14 protein-coding genes are annotated in these 15,358 nt (G+C 73.8%); 5 read left to right on the top strand and 9 right to left on the bottom strand.

The features are described 5' to 3' along the window. Nucleotides 1-6: 6 nt before the first annotated feature. The 8 genes from ABT369_RS52405 to ABT369_RS52370 all read right to left on the bottom strand — a co-directional run bounded on the left by ABT369_RS52405 (nucleotide 7) and on the right by ABT369_RS52370 (nucleotide 8,585). Nucleotides 7-516, bottom strand: coding sequence for a flavin reductase family protein (locus ABT369_RS52405; protein ID WP_350625248.1), 510 nt, complete (start codon nucleotides 514-516; stop codon nucleotides 7-9). A gap of 58 nt (nucleotides 517-574) precedes the next feature. Beyond that, on the bottom strand, nucleotides 575-1,846 hold the full coding sequence (locus ABT369_RS52400; protein WP_350625246.1) for an LLM class flavin-dependent oxidoreductase: 1,272 nt from the start codon (nucleotides 1,844-1,846) through the stop codon (nucleotides 575-577). Between the two features lie 164 nt (nucleotides 1,847-2,010). After that, nucleotides 2,011-2,820 (bottom strand): LLM class flavin-dependent oxidoreductase, encoded by an 810-nt coding sequence (locus tag ABT369_RS52395; protein WP_350625244.1) that lies wholly within the window; start codon nucleotides 2,818-2,820, stop codon nucleotides 2,011-2,013. Nucleotides 2,821-2,902: 82 nt separating this feature from the next. Further along, nucleotides 2,903-3,604, bottom strand: a complete 702-nt coding sequence (locus ABT369_RS52390) for a GNAT family N-acetyltransferase (RefSeq protein ID WP_350625241.1) — start codon at nucleotides 3,602-3,604, stop codon at nucleotides 2,903-2,905. Then, the gene (locus tag ABT369_RS52385; protein WP_350625238.1) at nucleotides 3,601-5,196 is read right to left on the bottom strand and encodes a dipeptide ABC transporter ATP-binding protein; all 1,596 of its coding nucleotides are present in this window, start codon (nucleotides 5,194-5,196) and stop codon (nucleotides 3,601-3,603) included. Before ABT369_RS52385 ends, ABT369_RS52390 begins: the two co-directional genes overlap by 4 nt. Continuing rightward, on the bottom strand, nucleotides 5,196-6,032 hold the full coding sequence (locus ABT369_RS52380) for an ABC transporter permease (protein WP_350625236.1): 837 nt from the start codon (nucleotides 6,030-6,032) through the stop codon (nucleotides 5,196-5,198). Before ABT369_RS52380 ends, ABT369_RS52385 begins: the two co-directional genes overlap by 1 nt. A 2-nt stretch (nucleotides 6,033-6,034) precedes the next feature. After that, the gene (locus tag ABT369_RS52375) at nucleotides 6,035-6,955 is read right to left on the bottom strand and encodes an ABC transporter permease (protein WP_350625234.1); all 921 of its coding nucleotides are present in this window, start codon (nucleotides 6,953-6,955) and stop codon (nucleotides 6,035-6,037) included. 7 nt (nucleotides 6,956-6,962) lie between these two features. Beyond that, nucleotides 6,963-8,585 (bottom strand): ABC transporter substrate-binding protein, encoded by a 1,623-nt coding sequence (locus ABT369_RS52370; protein ID WP_350625232.1) that lies wholly within the window; start codon nucleotides 8,583-8,585, stop codon nucleotides 6,963-6,965. Nucleotides 8,586-8,787: 202 nt separating this feature from the next. On the opposite strand from ABT369_RS52370, the gene ABT369_RS52365 reads away from it, so the two are divergent. Genes ABT369_RS52365 through ABT369_RS52345 form a run of 5 tightly spaced genes read left to right on the top strand, consistent with a single transcriptional unit; the run spans nucleotide 8,788 to nucleotide 14,150 of the window. Next, the gene (locus tag ABT369_RS52365; protein ID WP_350625230.1) at nucleotides 8,788-9,558 is read left to right on the top strand and encodes a glutathione S-transferase C-terminal domain-containing protein; all 771 of its coding nucleotides are present in this window, start codon (nucleotides 8,788-8,790) and stop codon (nucleotides 9,556-9,558) included. After that, nucleotides 9,555-10,706 carry an LLM class flavin-dependent oxidoreductase gene (locus ABT369_RS52360; RefSeq protein ID WP_350625228.1) on the top strand — a complete coding sequence of 384 codons (1,152 nt, stop codon included), beginning with the start codon at nucleotides 9,555-9,557 and terminating at the stop codon, nucleotides 10,704-10,706. The genes ABT369_RS52365 and ABT369_RS52360 overlap by 4 nt, the downstream gene beginning before the upstream one ends. Then, on the top strand, nucleotides 10,703-12,028 hold the full coding sequence (locus ABT369_RS52355; protein WP_350625226.1) for an NtaA/DmoA family FMN-dependent monooxygenase: 1,326 nt from the start codon (nucleotides 10,703-10,705) through the stop codon (nucleotides 12,026-12,028). The genes ABT369_RS52360 and ABT369_RS52355 overlap by 4 nt, the downstream gene beginning before the upstream one ends. Further along, nucleotides 12,025-13,065, top strand: a complete 1,041-nt coding sequence (locus tag ABT369_RS52350; protein WP_350625224.1) for an LLM class flavin-dependent oxidoreductase — start codon at nucleotides 12,025-12,027, stop codon at nucleotides 13,063-13,065. Before ABT369_RS52355 ends, ABT369_RS52350 begins: the two co-directional genes overlap by 4 nt. Next, nucleotides 13,062-14,150 (top strand): LLM class flavin-dependent oxidoreductase, encoded by a 1,089-nt coding sequence (locus tag ABT369_RS52345; protein WP_350625222.1) that lies wholly within the window; start codon nucleotides 13,062-13,064, stop codon nucleotides 14,148-14,150. The genes ABT369_RS52350 and ABT369_RS52345 overlap by 4 nt, the downstream gene beginning before the upstream one ends. On the opposite strand, the gene ABT369_RS52340 is transcribed toward ABT369_RS52345, so the two are convergent. Further along, nucleotides 14,147-15,073 carry a helix-turn-helix transcriptional regulator gene (locus tag ABT369_RS52340; protein ID WP_350625220.1) on the bottom strand — a complete coding sequence of 309 codons (927 nt, stop codon included), beginning with the start codon at nucleotides 15,071-15,073 and terminating at the stop codon, nucleotides 14,147-14,149. The two genes, ABT369_RS52345 and ABT369_RS52340, sit on opposite strands and share 4 nt — an antisense overlap. Between the last annotated feature and the right edge of the window lie 285 nt (nucleotides 15,074-15,358).

Raw genomic sequence — 15,358 nt, 5'->3', positions numbered from 1 at the left:
CCTGTCTCAGGTCCGCGTACCCGCCTCGGAGCTGCGCAAACGGTTGAATCCGCTGCGGTGGAAGACCAGCGGCGCGGCCGAGTGGTCGGCGTCGAGGTCGTGGATGCGCAGCAGGACGATGTCGTGGTCGCCGGCCGCGTACTCCTCGTGGATGCTGCACTCCAGCCACGCGCACGCGCCGTCGAGCAGGATCTCGCCGTCGCGGCTCGCCCGCCAGGTCGCGCCGGCGAAGCGGTCGCCGCCGCGCTGGGACAGCTGCCGGCCCAGGCGCTCCTGGTCGGCCGCGAGCACGCTCACGCCGAGCCGGCTCGCGCGGCGCAGCGCCGGCCACGTGGTCGAGGTGCGGGCGATGCACACCGAGGCCAGCGGCGGGTCGAGGGAGACCGACGTGAACGAGCTGGCGGCGAGCCCGACGGGGATGCCGTCGACGACGGCGGCGATGGCGGTGACGCCGGTCGGGAACGCGCCGAAGACCCGGCGCAGGTCGGTCGGGGACAGCAATGCGGGAGCGGTCATCGGATCGGCCCTGCTTTCCGCTGGTGTACCGGTCATGAGAAGTCTAGCCGAAGTCCTACTAAAGCGATAGGGATAGGTGGGACCGGAGCGTGGTGCCGGCGTACTCGGTGCGGTACAACCCCCTGGTCTGCAGCTCGGGCACCAGCCGGTCGACGATCTCCTCGACGGTGCCCGGCAGCCGCTCGGGCAGCAGGTTGAACCCGTCCACCACGCCGTCGCGCAGGTAGCGGCCCCACTCCTCGGCGACCTCGCCGGGCGTGCCGACGAAGCTGTCGTGGCCGGGGCTGACCTCGATGACGAGGTCCCGGATGGACAGGTGCCGCGCGGCCGCCAGCTCCCGCCAGGCCGCGATCCGGGCCAGCTTGCCGGTGCGGTGCTCGATCGGGATCGTGCCGCGCGACGGGTCCAGCTCGTCGCCGGTGGGGTCGACGTCCGGCAGCGGGCCGTCGGGGTCGTAGGCGGAGAGGTCCCTGCCCCAGTACTGCTCCAGGAACGCGATCGCCCGCGGCCCGGTGGTCTGCTCTCGTTTGATCCAGCGGGCCCGGTCCCGGGCCTCCGCCGCGGTGTCGCCGAGCACGACGGAGGCGCCCGGCAGGATGCGCACCGCGTCCGGGGCCCGCCCGTGCGCGGCCAAACGGCGGCGCAGGTCCGCGGCGTACGCGGCCGCCTTGTCATAGGACGTGTTCGCCGAGAACACCACGTCGGCGTGGCGCGCGGCCAGCTCCCGGCCGCCGGGGGAGTCGCCGGCCTGGAACAGCACCGGCCGCCCCTGCGGGCTCGGCGGCACCGCGCCCGCGGCGTCGAGGGTGAGGATGTCCGTGGCGGCCGTGACCCGTTCGCCGCGCCACAGCGCCTTCGCCGTCTCCACGAACGCGCCGGCCCGTTCGTAGCGCCGCTCGTGCGCCAGCCAGCCGCCGTGCCGGAAGTTCTCCCCGGTCCAGGCGTTGTCGGTGGTGACGATGTTCCAGCCGGCCCGGCCGCCGGAGACGGCGTCGAGGCTCGCGAGGCGGCGGGCCAGGTCGGCCGGGTAGTTGTAGGTGGTGTTCTGGGTCGCCACGAGCCCGATGTGGGTCGTCTCGGCCGCGAGCGCGGCGAGCTGGGTGATGGCGTCGGGACGGCCGGCCACGTCGAGCGCGTGGACCTGCCCGCGGTGCTCCCGCACCCGCAGGCCCTCGCCCAGGAAGAACGCGTCGAAGAGGCCGCGCTCGAGGGTCTTGGCGACGTGGACGAACGTGTCGATGTGGGTGTGGTCGGCGAAGTCCGGCTCGGTCCACAGCAGGTTGGGCCCGACGCCGGTGAAGAAGACGCCGAGGTGCAGCTGGCGGGTCATGCGACCTCCGCTTCGCTCCGGTCGCACGACCTGGGAGCTGAGTTGATGATGACTGGCCCCTCCGCTTCGCTCCGGACCAGTCATGCGACCTCCGCTTCGCTCCGGTCGCACGACCTGGGAGCTGAGTTGATGATGACTGGCCCCTCCGCTTCGCTCCGGACCAGTCATGCGTGCCTCCGGGCGAGCGCGTGGCGGTTCTCGGGACGCGGCAGGCCGAGCGCCTCCCGCAGCGTGCCGGCGGTCGAGGGAGCGGGCACCCGCGGCAGGGCTCCGCCGGTGTCCTGGAACAGCACCCCGTCGGCGACGCCTCGGAGCTGTTCGATGTCGTACGACACCGGCACCGACGCGAACACGAGCGGGCCGCCGCGTGCGGGCAGCCGGTCCGGTTCCGCGACGACGACGTCGAGCCGGTCGGTGATGCCGAGCGCGGCCGAGCCGATCACGACCACCTGGCCCTGCGGCGGGCGCGGGGTGATGAGCGGGCCGACGACGGAGAACCGCTCGCCCTCGAAGCGCACGTGGTGCACGCGCGCCGGGTCCAGGAACCGGCCCGTCGCCACGTCCCGGATGACCGCGTCGTCCTCCCAGGAGTCCCACAGCCCGCGGGCGACGTCGACGACGTCGCGGACCTCGCCCGGGTCGACCCCGGCGCGCCCGACGGCGGCCAGCGCGGCCGGGTCGCTCGTGGCCCCGACGACCCAGCCGGCCCGGCCCAGCGACGCGTGGTCGAGGCTGGCGAGCTGGGTCGCGAGGTGGAACGGCTCGGTGGTGCTGGTGTGCAGCGCCGGGGCGAGCCCGATCCGGGTGGTGCGCCGGGCCAGGAACGCGGCCCGCACCCCGGCCTCGACCCCGCCGCGCAGCGGGTCGTCGGGGAGGGTGACGAAGGCGTACCCGGCCGCCTCGGCCTCCAGCACCCGCCGTTGCAGGGACGCGAGGTCGGCCGCGTCGACCTCCGCCGCGAACAACAGGCTCATGCCGCCACCTCCGCAAGCTCCGGCGCCGGCATGAGGAAACTGTGTCCATGATGAGCGGCCCCTCCGCTTCGCTGCGGACCGCTCATGCCGTCGCCCCGCCCACGAGCGCGGGCACCCGCACGACCCGGAACGCGGTACGGCGCCGCAGTTCGAAGCCGATGGACTCGTACAGCCTGATCGCGTTCGTGTTCGTCGCCGCCGCGTGCAGCAGGGGCCGCTCGCCGCGCGCCCGGATGCCGTGCGCGACCGCCCGCACGAGCCGGGTGGCGAGGCCCTGGCCCCGGAACGCGGGATCGGTGCACACGGCCGAGATCTCCGTCCACCCGTCCAGGTGCAGCCGCTCGCCGGCCAGCGCGATCAGCCGCCCCTCGCGCCGGATGCCGAGGTAGGTGCCGAGCTCGATGGTGCGCTGCCGGTAGGGGCCGGGCTTCGTCCGCGCGACCAGGTCCAGGATCTCGGGTACGTCGGCCGCGCTGAGCACGACCGCCTCCGGGTCGGGGCGCGCCTCGACGGCGACGTCGAGCAGCTGTACGGCGCCCGCGTCCTCCACGACCTCCCACGAGGGCGGCGGGGCGGGCCCGTCCCCGGTGACCGCGATGACCGCGCCCGGCCCGGCGAGGGCGGCCACGTCCGGCCACACCTCCGGCCCGGCGTCGGGGTGGACGGTCAGGAACGGGGCAACGTCGGGGTGGTAGCGCACCGCGTCGCCGACGGACTCGGCGAAGCGCGCGTGCGGTCCGTGCAGGGCGTACCAGGCGGGGTTGTCCAGAACGTGCTTGGTCATCGGGCGGCCTCTGGTTCGAGAGTGGGTACGGCGGCCAACAGGGTCTTGGTGTAGTCGTGCACCGGATGGTCGAAGACCGAGCCGACGGCCCCCTGCTCGACGACCCGCCCGTCGTGCATGACGAGCACCCGGTCGGCGAGGTGGTGCACGACCCCGAGGTCGTGGGAGATGAACAGCAGGGCGGTGCCGTCGGCGGCCTGCAGCTCGGCGAGCAGATCGAGGACCTGGGCCTGGATGGACACGTCGAGGGCGGAGACCGGCTCGTCGCAGACCAGCACGTCCGGCCGGGGCCCGACGGCGCGGGCGATCGCGACCCGCTGCCGCTGCCCGCCGGAGAGCTCGCGCGGGTGGCGGCGCAGGTGGGCGGGGCCGAGCCCGACGCGTTCGAGCAGCTCCACGACCCGGTCGCGGCGGGCCGGACCCCGCAGCCCCAGGGGCTCCGCGACGAGCTGTTCCACGGTGTACCGCGGATCGAACGACGACCGCGGATCCTGGGCGATCACCTGCACCCGCCGGCGCAGCGGCCGCCGCCGGCGCTCCGGCACCCCGCTCCAGAGCGCGTCCCCGAGGTGCACGGTGCCCGCCTCCGGCTCCAGCAGCCCCAGCGCGATGCGCGCCAGGGTGGTCTTGCCCGAGCCGGACTCGCCGACGACGCCGAGGGTCTCGCCGCGGGCGAGGGTGAAGCCGACGTCGTCGACGACGTGCCGGTCCCCGTAGTGGTGGTGCAGGCCCTCGGCCCGCAGCACGATCCGCTCCGCGTCGACCGCCCGCGGCGGGAGGGGCTCCCGCGCGGTGCTGCTCAGCCGCAGCCCCTTCGACGCGGCCGTGGGCACGGCGGCCAGCAGCAGCCGGGTGTACTCGTGCCGTGGCGCGTTGAGCACCTCCGAGGTCGGCCCCTGCTCGACGATCACCCCGTCGCGCATGACCAGCACCCGGTCGGCGATGCCGGCCACCACGGCCAGGTCGTGGCTCACGAGCAGCAGCGCCGACCCGGCGGCCCGGCGCTCGGCCAGCAGCCGCAGCAGCTGCGCCTGCACGGTGACGTCGAGCGCGGTCGTCGGCTCGTCGGCGATGAGCAGCGGCGGGTCGGCGGCGATGGCGGAGGCGATGAGCGCCCGCTGGCGCAGGCCGCCGGAGAGCTGGTGCGGGTACTGCCGCGCCCGCTCGGCCGGATCGGGCACGTGCACCGCCTCCAGCAGCGCGGCGACCCGGGCCTCGCGCTCGCCCGGCGTGCCGATGCCGTGCGCGCGCAGCACCTCGCCGATCTCCCGGCCGACCGGGTTGAGCGGGTCGAGGGAGACGAGCGCGTCCTGCAGCACGAGCCCGGCGACGCGGCCCCGCAGCCGCCGCCACTGCCGGTCGGTGAACCCGGCGGTGTCGCGGCCGTCGAGCCGCAGCGCGTCGGCCCGCACGTCCGCGCCCGGCCCGGCCAGCCCGACGAGGGTCCGGGCGGTGACGCTCTTGCCCGAGCCGCTCTCGCCGACGATGGCCACGCACTCGCCGCGCTCGACGGTGAAGCTGATGCCCCGCACCGCGGGCACCGGCCCCGGGAACGTGACCCGGAGGTTGTCCACCTCGACCAGGGGCGCCATCAGTGCCGTCCCTCGAAGCGCCGCTGGAGCCGCCGGCCGAGGGCGGTCAGCGAGATGACGGTGACGGTCAGGGCGGCGCCCGGCAGGATCGCCGACCACCACGCGACGCGCAGGTAGTTGCGGCTCTCCGAGAGCATCGCGCCCCACTCCGGCGACGGCGGCTGCGGCCCCATGCCGAGGAACGACAGCGCCGAGGCGTTCACGATCGCGGTGCCGAGGCCGATGGTGGCCAGGATCGGCAGCGGGCCGAGCACGTTGGGCAGGATGTGCCGCCAGGCGAGCCGGGCGCGGGACAGGCCGAAGGTGACGGCCTGCTCGACGTAGCCGGAGCGGCGCACCAGCAGCGTCTGCGCCCGCACGATCCGGCCGTAGCGGGGCGCGAACGCCAGCGCGATGGCCAGCACCAGGCTGGGCGTGCCCGGCTCGGTGAAGGCGATGAACAGCAGCGCCAGCAGCACCTCGGGGAACGCCGAGAGCACGTCGAGGGCCCGGCTGAGCACCTCGTCGGCCCAGCGCGGCGCGAGCCCGGCCAGCAGGCCCGCGAGCCCGCCCGCGACCAGCGAGAGCAGGGTCGACGCGGCGCCGATGGCGAGGGAGTAGCGGGCGCCGTAGACCGTGCGGGTGAAGACGTCCCGGCCGAGCTGGTCGGTGCCGAACCAGTGCTCGGCGCTGGGCGGCTGCAGCGCGGCGAGCGGGTCCGCGGCCAGCGGGTCGGCGCCGGAGAGCAGCCGGGGCGCGAGCGCGGCGAGCACGATGACGGCCAGCGCGAGCGCCGGGGCCCACCACCAGCGAGCCAGGCGCGGCGCGGCGGCGGGGACGGGCAGGGCGATGGACATGGTCAGCCTTTCCGCAGCCGGGGGTCGACGGCGAGGTACGTCAGGTCCGCGAGGGTGCTCAGCCCGACGTAGATGGCGGCCGAGAGCATCACGACCGCGAGGACCACCGGGATGTCCTTGGTGCCGACCGCGTCGGTGGCGACCTGGCCGAGCCCGGGCCGGCCGAAGACCCGCTCCACCACGACGGCGGCGCTGAGCAGGAAGCCGATCAGCGTGCCGGCCAGGGTGACGGCGGGCAGCAGGGCGTGGCGCAGCGCGTGCCGCCACAGCAGCGCCCGCCGGGTCAGGCCCCGGGCCCGGGCGGTCACCGCGAACGGCTCGTCCAGCGCCCGCTCCAGGCCCTCGCGCAGCACCTGGCTGAGCAGCCCGCCGATGGGCAGGGCGAGTGACAGCGCGGGCAGCACGAGCGCGGAGACGTCCCGGTCGCCGGAGACCGGGAACCAGCCGAGCCGGAACGAGAACACGCTCAGCAGCAGGATGCCGATGAGGAACCCGGGCGCGGAGACGACCGAGAGCTCCAGGGCGGACACCAGCCCGCGGACCCAGCGGGACCGGCCGGTGCTCACCAGCGCGACCACGACCGCGATGACCGCGCTGAACGCGCACGCGACCAGCGTCAGCTTCACCGTCGGCCAGACCTGGCTGCCGATGATGTCGAGGACCGGGCGCTGCAGCACGTAGGAGCGGCCGAAGTCGCCGTGCAGCAGCCGCCACAGGTAGGTGACGTACTGCACCGCGGCCGGGCGGTCCAGGCCGAGGTCGGCCGCGATCTGCGCGCGGATCTGCGGGGTGTCGGGCCCGTCGCCGACGAGGGTGTCGACGGTGTCGCCCGGGGCCAGGTGCAGCGCCAGGTAGGCGGCGGTGGCGGCGGCCCAGAGGACCACCACCCCGCTGCCGAGGCGCCGCAGGACGGGACGCCACATGGGTTGCCTACTTTCCGATCCACACGTTGTACGCACTGGCCGGCACGCCCGCGGTGGGCTCGAAGCCGACGCCGCCGACGGTCTTCTGCGCCGCGATCTGGTCGGCCGGGGCGTAGAGCGGCAGCAGGGTGGCGTTGTCCGTGAGGGTCTTCTGGATGCCGGTGTAGATCTCCTTGCGTTTGGCCACGTCGCTCGTCGCCGAGCCGGCCGCCACCTGCGCGTCCAGCTCCGGGCTGGTGAAGCCGTGCCGGTTGATCGGCGCGCCCTTCGGCACGATCAGGGTGAGCGCGGCGCCGGCGTCGGTGTCGGCCCGGGAGTTGTCGAAGACCTCGAACTCGCCCTTGTTCAGCGCGTCCGTGGCGGTGCCCTGGTCGACGACCTTCACCTGCAGGTCGATGCCGGCGGACTGCTTGACCGCGGCCTGCACGGCCTGGGCCAGGATGTCGCGCTTGTCCCGCACGAACGGCGCGGAGAGCACGATGCGCACGGTGAGCCGCTTGCCGTCCTTGGTGCGGAAGCCGTCGGCGTCCTTCGCCGCCCAGCCGGCCTGGTCGAGCAGGCGGTTCGCCGCGGCCGGGTCGTTGCCGTAGGACTTCTCCAGCGAGGAGTCGTAGAACGGGCCGGACGGGCTCAGGACGCTCCACGCCCGGGTCGCGGTGCCGCGGTACACGCCCTGCAGCACCCCGTCGACGTCGACCGCGTCGCGGAACGCCTTGCGCACGTTGATGTCGTCGAAGGGCGCCTTGGCCTGGTTGAAGTAGTAGTTGTACGCCGTGCCGCTGTTGAGGTGCTGGGCGAACTGGAGGCTCGGGTCGGCCTTGACCAGCCCCTGCTCGGTGGCGGGGACGCCCTCGATCACGTCGACCTGGCCGGACGTCAGGGCCCCGACGCGCACCGAGGACTCCTTGAGGAAGCGGTACGTCACCTCGTCGAGGTAGGCGGGGCCCTGATGGCCGGCATTGGCCGGCGCCCACTTGTAGGCGGGGTTCTTCTTGTAGTGCACCTCCTGGCCCTTGCTGTAGCGGTCGAGGATGAACGGGCCGGTGCCGACCACGTCCGGGCCGCCCGCCTTGAGGTCCGGGCTCTTGAGCGACTTCGGCGAGATCTGCGCGCCCTGCGGGGAGGCGAAGAAGTCGAGGATGAGCACGTCGGGCTGCTTGAGATCGACCTCGATCGTGGAGGCGTCGACGACCTTCGCGCCCGCGTAGTGCTTCAGCTGCGTCGAGGTGACGCCCGGGGCGTAGCCGGGCACGAAGAGCTGGTCGAGGTTGGCCTTGACCGCGGCGGCGTCGAACTTCTCGCCGTCGTGGAAGGTCACGTCGTCGCGGAGCTTGAAGGTGTACGCCTTGCCGTCGGCCGACACCTCGTAGGACTTGGCCAGCCAGGGCACGTAGCCGCCCTGCTCGTCGTGCGTGAGCAGCGCCTCGAAGCTGTTCCAGACCAGCAGGCGGGCCTTGGCCTGGGCGTAGAGGTGCGGGTTGAACGTGACCGGCTCGGTCTCCACGGCCCAGGTGAGGCTGCCGCCGGTGACCGGTGCGCCGGCGCCGGCCCCGGGCTCGCCGGACGCGGTGCCACCGCAGCCGGCGGCCAGGAGGGCGACCGCGGCAAGCATCGATAGGGATTTACGCATGGGGATGCCTCGATTTCAGACGGCGAAGACCCGGCGCGCCAAGGCGTTCGGCTCGGGTGGTGTCGGCCAGTGCAGCAGCGACCCTGCGTGACTGTCAACGTTCGATGGGGGTCGGTGAGGGGCATGTCACGCGGGTCTCGCCATAATCCTACTCTACATGTAGGATTAGTCGGCTATTGCTTCCGGCTCCACGGAGGTCCCCGTGCCCAACCTGCCCCGCTCCAGCCGTCTGGCCAGCCCGGTCGACACCGCGGCCCACGGCGAGTACCGCATATCCCAGCGCCCCGACGACCCCCGCCCGCTGTACCGGTTCACCGGCCACGTGGTCGACGACCCCCAGCCCGGCCGGTACCACATCTACGCGGGCTGGTTCTGCCCGTGGTCACAGCGCGTCACCATCGCCCGGGCGCTGGCCGGGCTCGAGGACGCCGTGACCGTGTCCTACGTGGACAACCAGCGCGACGGGCGCGGCTGGGCGTTCCGCGAGCGCTACGGCCCCGACCCCGTCAACGGCTTCACCCTGCTGCGCCACGCGTACGAGGCCACCGAGGAGGGCTTCGACGGGCACGTGAGCGTGCCGACGCTCTGGGACCGCCACCTCGCCCGGGTGGTCAGCAACGACTTCGCGGGCATCGGCATCGACCTGGCCACCCGCTTCGGCCGGCTCGCGAACCCGGTGGCCGAGACCTACCCGGAGGCGCTGCGCGAGGAGATCGAGAGCCTCGACCTGTCCATCGGCTCGCCCGCGAGGCTCGCCGCGCTCGACGAGCGGCTGGCCGGGCGCGAGTACCTGGTCGGCGGCGTCCTCACCGAGGCCGACATCCGCCTGTGGGTGCACCTGGCCCGGCTCGGCCCGAGCCTCGCCGACCACCCGAACCTGCTGCGCTACGCCCGCGCCCTGTATGCGATCCCGGCGTTCCGCGACACCACCGACTTCACCACCTTCGCCCACCCCGACTGGACCCTCGCATGAGCGATCACCTGCACCTCGCCGTCGCGCTGGACGGGGCCGGCTGGCACCCGGCGGCCTGGCGCGACCCGTCCGCCGAGACCGGGGACCTGTTCACGCCGGAGTACTGGCTGCGCCTGGTCCGCCTCGCCGAGCGGGGCACCCTGGACTTCGTCACCATCGAGGACTCCCTGGGCCTCCCCGGCCCCGGCACGGTCCGCGGCCGCCTCGACGCGCTGCTCATCGCCGCCCGGGTCGCCCCGCTGACCAGCCACATCGGCCTGGTCCCGACCGTCACCACCACCCACACCGAGCCGTTCCACGTCTCCACCCAGCTGGCCACCCTCGACTACCTCAGCACCGGCCGGGCCGGCTGGCGGGCCCAGGTCTCGGCCCGGCCCGGCGAGGCCGAGCACTTCGGCCGGCGCGCGATCCCGGCGATCGACCCGGCCACCACCGACCTCGACTCCCCGCCCGTGCGCGCCCTCATCGCCGAGCTCTTCGCCGAGGCGGCCGACCACGTCGAGGTCGTGCGGCGGCTCTGGGACAGCTGGGAGGACGACGCCGTCATCCGCGACGCCGCCACCGGCCGGTTCATCGACCGGGACAAGCTGCACTACATCGACTTCACGGGCGGGCACTTCAGCGTGAAGGGCCCCTCGATCACGCCCCGGCCGCCGCAGGGCCAGCCGGTCGTCACCGCGCTCGCGCACTCGAGGGTGCCGTACGAGTTCGCCGCCGCCGCGGCCGACGTCGTCTACGTCACCCCGGCGAGTGCCGAGCAGGCCCGGGCCATCGCCGGCGAGGTCCGCTCGCTCACCGACCGGCCCCCGCTCGTCTTCGCCGACCTCAACGTGTTCCTCGACCCCGAGCGCAAGGCCCGGCTCGACGCGCTCGCCGGCGCCCCCTACGCCAGCGACGCCCACACCTACACCGGCGACGCGGCCGGCCTCGCCGACCTGCTCCTCGCGTGGCGCTCGGCCGGCCTCGACGGCTTCCGGCTTCGCCCCGGCGTCCTGCCCGCCGACCTCGACGCGATCGTCACCGGCCTCGTGCCGCTGCTGCGCGAGCGCGGGGCGCTGCGCACCGAGTACACGTCCACCACGCTGCGCGGCCACCTCGGCCTGCCCGCGGCCGCCAACCGCTACGCGCCTCAGGAGGTCTCGGCGTGACCAAGCAGGTGATCCTCGCCGCGCACTTCCCCGGCGTCAACAACACCACGGTGTGGAGCGACCCGGCGGCCGGCAGCCAGATCGCGTTCGAGTCGTTCCGCCGTCTCGCGCAGACCGCCGAGCGCGGCAAGTTCGACTTCTTCTTCCTCGCCGAGGGCCTGCGCCTGCGCGAGCAGCGGGGCCGCATCCACGACCTCGACGTCGTCGGCCGGCCCGACAACGTCACCGTGCTGGGCGGGCTGGCCGCGGTCACCACCCACCTCGGCCTGACCGCGACCGTCAACTCCACCTTCAACGAGCCCTACGAGCTGGCCCGCAAGCTCGCCTCGCTCGACCACCTCTCCGGCGGGCGGGCCGGCTGGAACGTCGTCACCTCCTGGGACGCGTTCACCGGCGAGAACTTCCGCCGCGGCGGCTACCTCGAGCGCGACGACCGCTACAGCCGCGCCGCCGAGGTCCTGCAGACCGTGAAGGAGCTGCTGGACACCTGGGCCGCGGACGAGATCGTCGCCGACCGCGCCGCCGGCACCTGGTCCCGCCACGCCGACCCGGGCGCGTTCGCGCACACCGGGCGGCACGTGGACATCCACGGGCACTTCAACGTGCCGCGCAGCCCGCAGGGGCGCCCGCTCATCATCCAGGCCGGCGACTCCGACGCCGGGCGCGAGTTCGCGGCCCGCGACGCCGACGCCATCTTCTCCCGGCACGGCACCCTCGAGGAGGGCAAGGCCTTCTACGCCGACGTGAAGGGCCGCATGGCCAGGCACGGCCGGCGCCCCGACCAGCTCAAGATCCTGCCCGCGAGCACCTTCGTGCTCGGCTCGTCCGAGGCCGACGCGCAGGAGCGGGCCCGCCACGTGCGCCGGCAGCAGGTCAGCCCGCAGACGGCGATCCTGCTGCTGGAGCAGCTGTGGAACAAGGACCTCAGCGACCACGACCCCGAGGGGCCGCTGCCGTCGTTCGACCCGGTGCCGGAGCAGGACTCGATCATCAAGGGCCGGGCCCGGATCTTCGACGACCCGCTGGCGACCGCGGCGAAGTGGCGCGCCATCGCCGAGGAGAAGGGGCTCGGGATCCGCGATCTCGTCATCGAGCTCACGGGACGGCAGACCTTCATCGGTACCGCCGCCAAGATCGCGGAGACGATCGACGACTTCGTGCAGCAGGACGCCGCGGACGGCTTCATCCTCGTCCCGCACATCGTGCCCGGCGGCCTCGACGAGTTCGTCGACACCGTCGTGCCCCTGCTGCAGGAGCGCGGCGTCTTCCGCCGCGACTACACCACCACGACCCTTCGCGAGCACCTCGGGCTGACCGCATGAAATTCCTGGCCATCACCCTCATCGTCCACGACCGCGGGAAGTCCCCGCGCGACCGGCTGCGCGAGGTCGTCGACAACGCGGTCTTCGCCGAGGAACTGGGCTTCGACGGCTTCGGCGTCGGCGAGCGCCACGAGCGGCCGTTCATCTCCTCCTCGCCGCCGGTCGTGCTCAGCCACATCGCGGCCCGCACCCGCACCATCCGGCTGTTCACCGCCGTCACCACGCTGAGCCTGCTCGACCCGGTCCGCGCCTACGAGGACTACGCGACCCTCGACAACCTCTCCGGCGGCCGGCTGGAGCTCATCGTCGGCAAGGGCAACGGCGCGGCCCAGGCCGAGCTGTTCCACGTGACCGCCGACGACCAGTGGGACCGCAACCGCGAGGGCTACGAGCTGTTCACGAAGCTGTGGCGGGAGGAGAGGGTCACCTGGTCCGGCCGGTTCCGCCCGTCGCTGACCGACGCCGAGGTGCTGCCCCGCCCGCTGCAGCAGCCGATCCGCATCTGGCACGGCAGCGCCACGAGCAAGGCGTCGGTGGAGCTGGCCGCGCAGCACGGCGACCCGCTGTTCTCGGCCAACGTCACCAACCCGGTCGAGCCGTACGAGGAGCTCGTGAACCACTACCGGGAGCGGCTGGCCTTCCACGGCCATGACCCCGCGACCGCGCTCGTCGGCGCCGGGTCGGCCGGGTTCTACGTGCACGAGCGCTCGCAGGAGGCGATCGACGCCTACCGCCCGATCTTCGAGGCGCGGCTGGAGACGTTCAAGCGCTACGGCGTCCCGCCGGTGTTCACGAGCATCGAGGACGCCGTCGAGCGCAGCTCCATCCTCGTGGGCAGCCCGCAGCAGATCATCGACAAGGTCCACCGATACCACGCCCGCCTCGGCCACGAGGTGATGCACGTGCAGGCCGACGCCGACGGCCTCACCGAGCGGCAGCACCGCGCCTCGCTGGAGCTGTTCCAGTCCGAGGTCGCCCCGGTGCTGCGCCGCGAGATCCCCAGCCGCCCGTTCCCCGCCCTGGAGGTGACCGTATGAGCGTCCCCCTGTCCATCCTCGACCTCGCCCCGATCAGCTCCGGCTCCGACGCCGGAGCCGCGCTGCGCACGACGATCGACGTGGCCCGGCGCGCCGACGCGCTGGGCTACCACCGGTACTGGGTCGCCGAGCACCACTTCGCCGCCGGCGTGGCCAGCGCCGCCCCGGCCGTGCTCATCGGCCTCATCGCCGCCGCGACCGACCGCATCCGGGTCGGCTCCGGCGCGGTCCAGGTCGGCTACTCCACCGCGGTGTCGATCGTGGAGCAGTTCGGCCTCGTCGACGCGATCCACCCGGGCCGGCTGGACCTGGGCCTGGGGCGCTCGGGCGGCAAGCCGGGCCCGGTCACCCCGGCCGCCGACCGGGTGGTGGACGGTTTGCTGATCCCGGCGCCGTTCGACTTCGCGACGCTGGCCGGGTCGCCGAGGTTCGCGCTGTACGCGGGCCTGCTGCGCCAGCCGGGGGCCACCCCGCCGCCGTTCGCCTCGACGGTCGCGGACATCCAGTCCCTGATCGCGGGCACCTTCGAGCGCGACGGGCTCGACGTGCACGCGACGCCCGGCGAGGGGGCCAAGGCCGAGCTGTGGATCCTCGGCTCCAGCGGTGGCGAGAGCGCCCGGGTGGCGGGGGAGCGGGGCCTGCCCTTCGCGGCAAACTACCACGTGGCACCGTCGAACGTGCTCGAGGCGGTGGAGGCCTACCGGGCCGCGTTCCGGCCGTCGGCGGTGCTCGACCGGCCCTACGTGCTCGTCTCCGCCGACGTCCTCGTGGCCGAGTCCGAGGCGCTCGCCCGGCACCTCGGCTCGCCGTACCGCCACTGGGTCCGCAGCATCCGCACGGGCACCGGCGCGATCCCCTTCCCGACCCCGGCCGAGGCCGCCGCGCTGCCGTGGAGCGACGAGGACCAGGCCCTCGTGCGGGACCGGCTGGACACCCGGTTCGTCGGGGACGCGGGCCAGGTCACCGAGCGGCTGGAGACCCTGCGGCGGGTCACCGGCGCGGACGAGCTGCTCGTCACGACCATCACGCACGACCCCGCGGACCGGGTGCGCTCGTTCGAGCTGCTGGCGGACGCCTGGATCTAGAGCCAGCCCTCCCGCACGGCCAGCAGGCCGGCCTCGAAGCGGCTGCGGGCGCCGAGGCGCTCCATGAGGTCGGCCATCATCCGGCGGCAGGTGCGCTCGGACAGCCCGAGCCGCTTGGCCGCCGACTCGTCCGTGTGGCCCTGCCCGAGCAGGTGCAGCAGCTCACGCTCCTGCGCCGTGACGCCCTGCCGGTCGCGGGTCTTGGCGGCGCCCAGTGGTACGGCCGTCGACCACACCTGCTCGAAGAGCGCCACGAGCGCGGCCACCACGCCGCGCCCGGTCAGCACGAGCACCCCGGCCGAGGTCTCGCCCGGGTCCATCGGCACGATCGCCGTGGCGCGGTCGGCGATGAGCATCCGCGGCGGCAGCACCGGCGCGGTGCGCACCTCGGCGCCGGCGTCGGTGAGGCTCTGCGCGTAGGCGAGGGTCGGCCGGTCGTTGCGGGCGGTGTCCTGCATGGCGGTGCGCAGGCTCACGCCCCGGGCCACGAGCGCCGCGTTGTTGCGCAGGCCCGCCTCGATCGAGGCCGCCGACTGCACGCCGGGCGTGATGCTCAGCGCCTCGACCCGGGCCGTGTCGGCGAGCTCCTCGAGCCGCCGCAGGATCTGGTCCATGCCGAGCACGCGCTCGGCCTCCTCGGCCACCGTGGCCGGGCGCGCGGAGTATTCGGCGACCATCGCCGCCACCGCGGCCTGCCCCTCGGCGATGCGTTGCTTGCGATGCTCCAGCTCGGCCTGCTGACGGGCCAGCAGCATCTGCAGCCCGACCGCCGGGCTGACCGGCCGCAGTCCCCCGTCGCGCTCCACCGACTGGCGCAGCAGCGCCAGCTCGAAGAGCTCGTCCAGGGCGGACCGGACTTCGCCGGGCTCGGCGCCGAGCCGCTCGGCGAGCTCGGCCACGCCCCATGACGGGTGGTCGAGCATGAGGCGGTAAACGCCCTCCGAAGTGGCGTTCAGTCCCAAATATTCAAGCACGTTGATCCCCCGTGTAGCAGCGCCCGGCGATGCGGGCGCGAAGAGATCTTCCCAGCGCCGAGCGGTCCATAGCAAGAGGTCGATATCGGCGAAACGGGGCAGCAAAGCCTCGAATCCGGGCAATATCGCGGCCGGAAGCGGCCTCTCTGGACGGTTCCGGCCAGGCCGGAACCGTCCAGCCGTATAGCCTGTCCGGCGGTCCCGGCGTCCGGCAATGTATTGCTCACCGGCGGG

It is taken from the genome of Dactylosporangium sp. NPDC000244 (assembly GCF_040300725.1).
Lineage (GTDB): Bacteria > Actinomycetota > Actinomycetes > Mycobacteriales > Micromonosporaceae > Dactylosporangium.
The sequence above is the reverse complement of the archived record's forward strand: the minus strand, read 5'-3'. Positions and strand labels throughout refer to the sequence as shown.

What these genes read in the sequence shown, in the direction of transcription:
- ABT369_RS52405 (WP_350625248.1), bottom strand. Translation starts at nt 516, where the DNA reads ATGACCGCTCCCGCATTGCTGTCCCCGACCGACCTGCGCCGGGTCTTC.
- ABT369_RS52400 (WP_350625246.1), bottom strand. Translation starts at nt 1,846, where the DNA reads ATGACCCGCCAGCTGCACCTCGGCGTCTTCTTCACCGGCGTCGGGCCC.
- ABT369_RS52395 (WP_350625244.1), bottom strand. Translation starts at nt 2,820, where the DNA reads ATGAGCCTGTTGTTCGCGGCGGAGGTCGACGCGGCCGACCTCGCGTCC.
- ABT369_RS52390 (WP_350625241.1), bottom strand. Translation starts at nt 3,604, where the DNA reads ATGACCAAGCACGTTCTGGACAACCCCGCCTGGTACGCCCTGCACGGA.
- ABT369_RS52385 (WP_350625238.1), bottom strand. Translation starts at nt 5,196, where the DNA reads ATGGCGCCCCTGGTCGAGGTGGACAACCTCCGGGTCACGTTCCCGGGG.
- ABT369_RS52380 (WP_350625236.1), bottom strand. Translation starts at nt 6,032, where the DNA reads ATGTCCATCGCCCTGCCCGTCCCCGCCGCCGCGCCGCGCCTGGCTCGC.
- ABT369_RS52375 (WP_350625234.1), bottom strand. Translation starts at nt 6,955, where the DNA reads ATGTGGCGTCCCGTCCTGCGGCGCCTCGGCAGCGGGGTGGTGGTCCTC.
- ABT369_RS52370 (WP_350625232.1), bottom strand. Translation starts at nt 8,585, where the DNA reads ATGCGTAAATCCCTATCGATGCTTGCCGCGGTCGCCCTCCTGGCCGCC.
- ABT369_RS52360 (WP_350625228.1), top strand. Translation starts at nt 9,555, where the DNA reads ATGAGCGATCACCTGCACCTCGCCGTCGCGCTGGACGGGGCCGGCTGG.
- ABT369_RS52350 (WP_350625224.1), top strand. Translation starts at nt 12,025, where the DNA reads ATGAAATTCCTGGCCATCACCCTCATCGTCCACGACCGCGGGAAGTCC.
- ABT369_RS52345 (WP_350625222.1), top strand. Translation starts at nt 13,062, where the DNA reads ATGAGCGTCCCCCTGTCCATCCTCGACCTCGCCCCGATCAGCTCCGGC.
- ABT369_RS52340 (WP_350625220.1), bottom strand. Translation starts at nt 15,073, where the DNA reads ATGCTCGACCACCCGTCATGGGGCGTGGCCGAGCTCGCCGAGCGGCTC.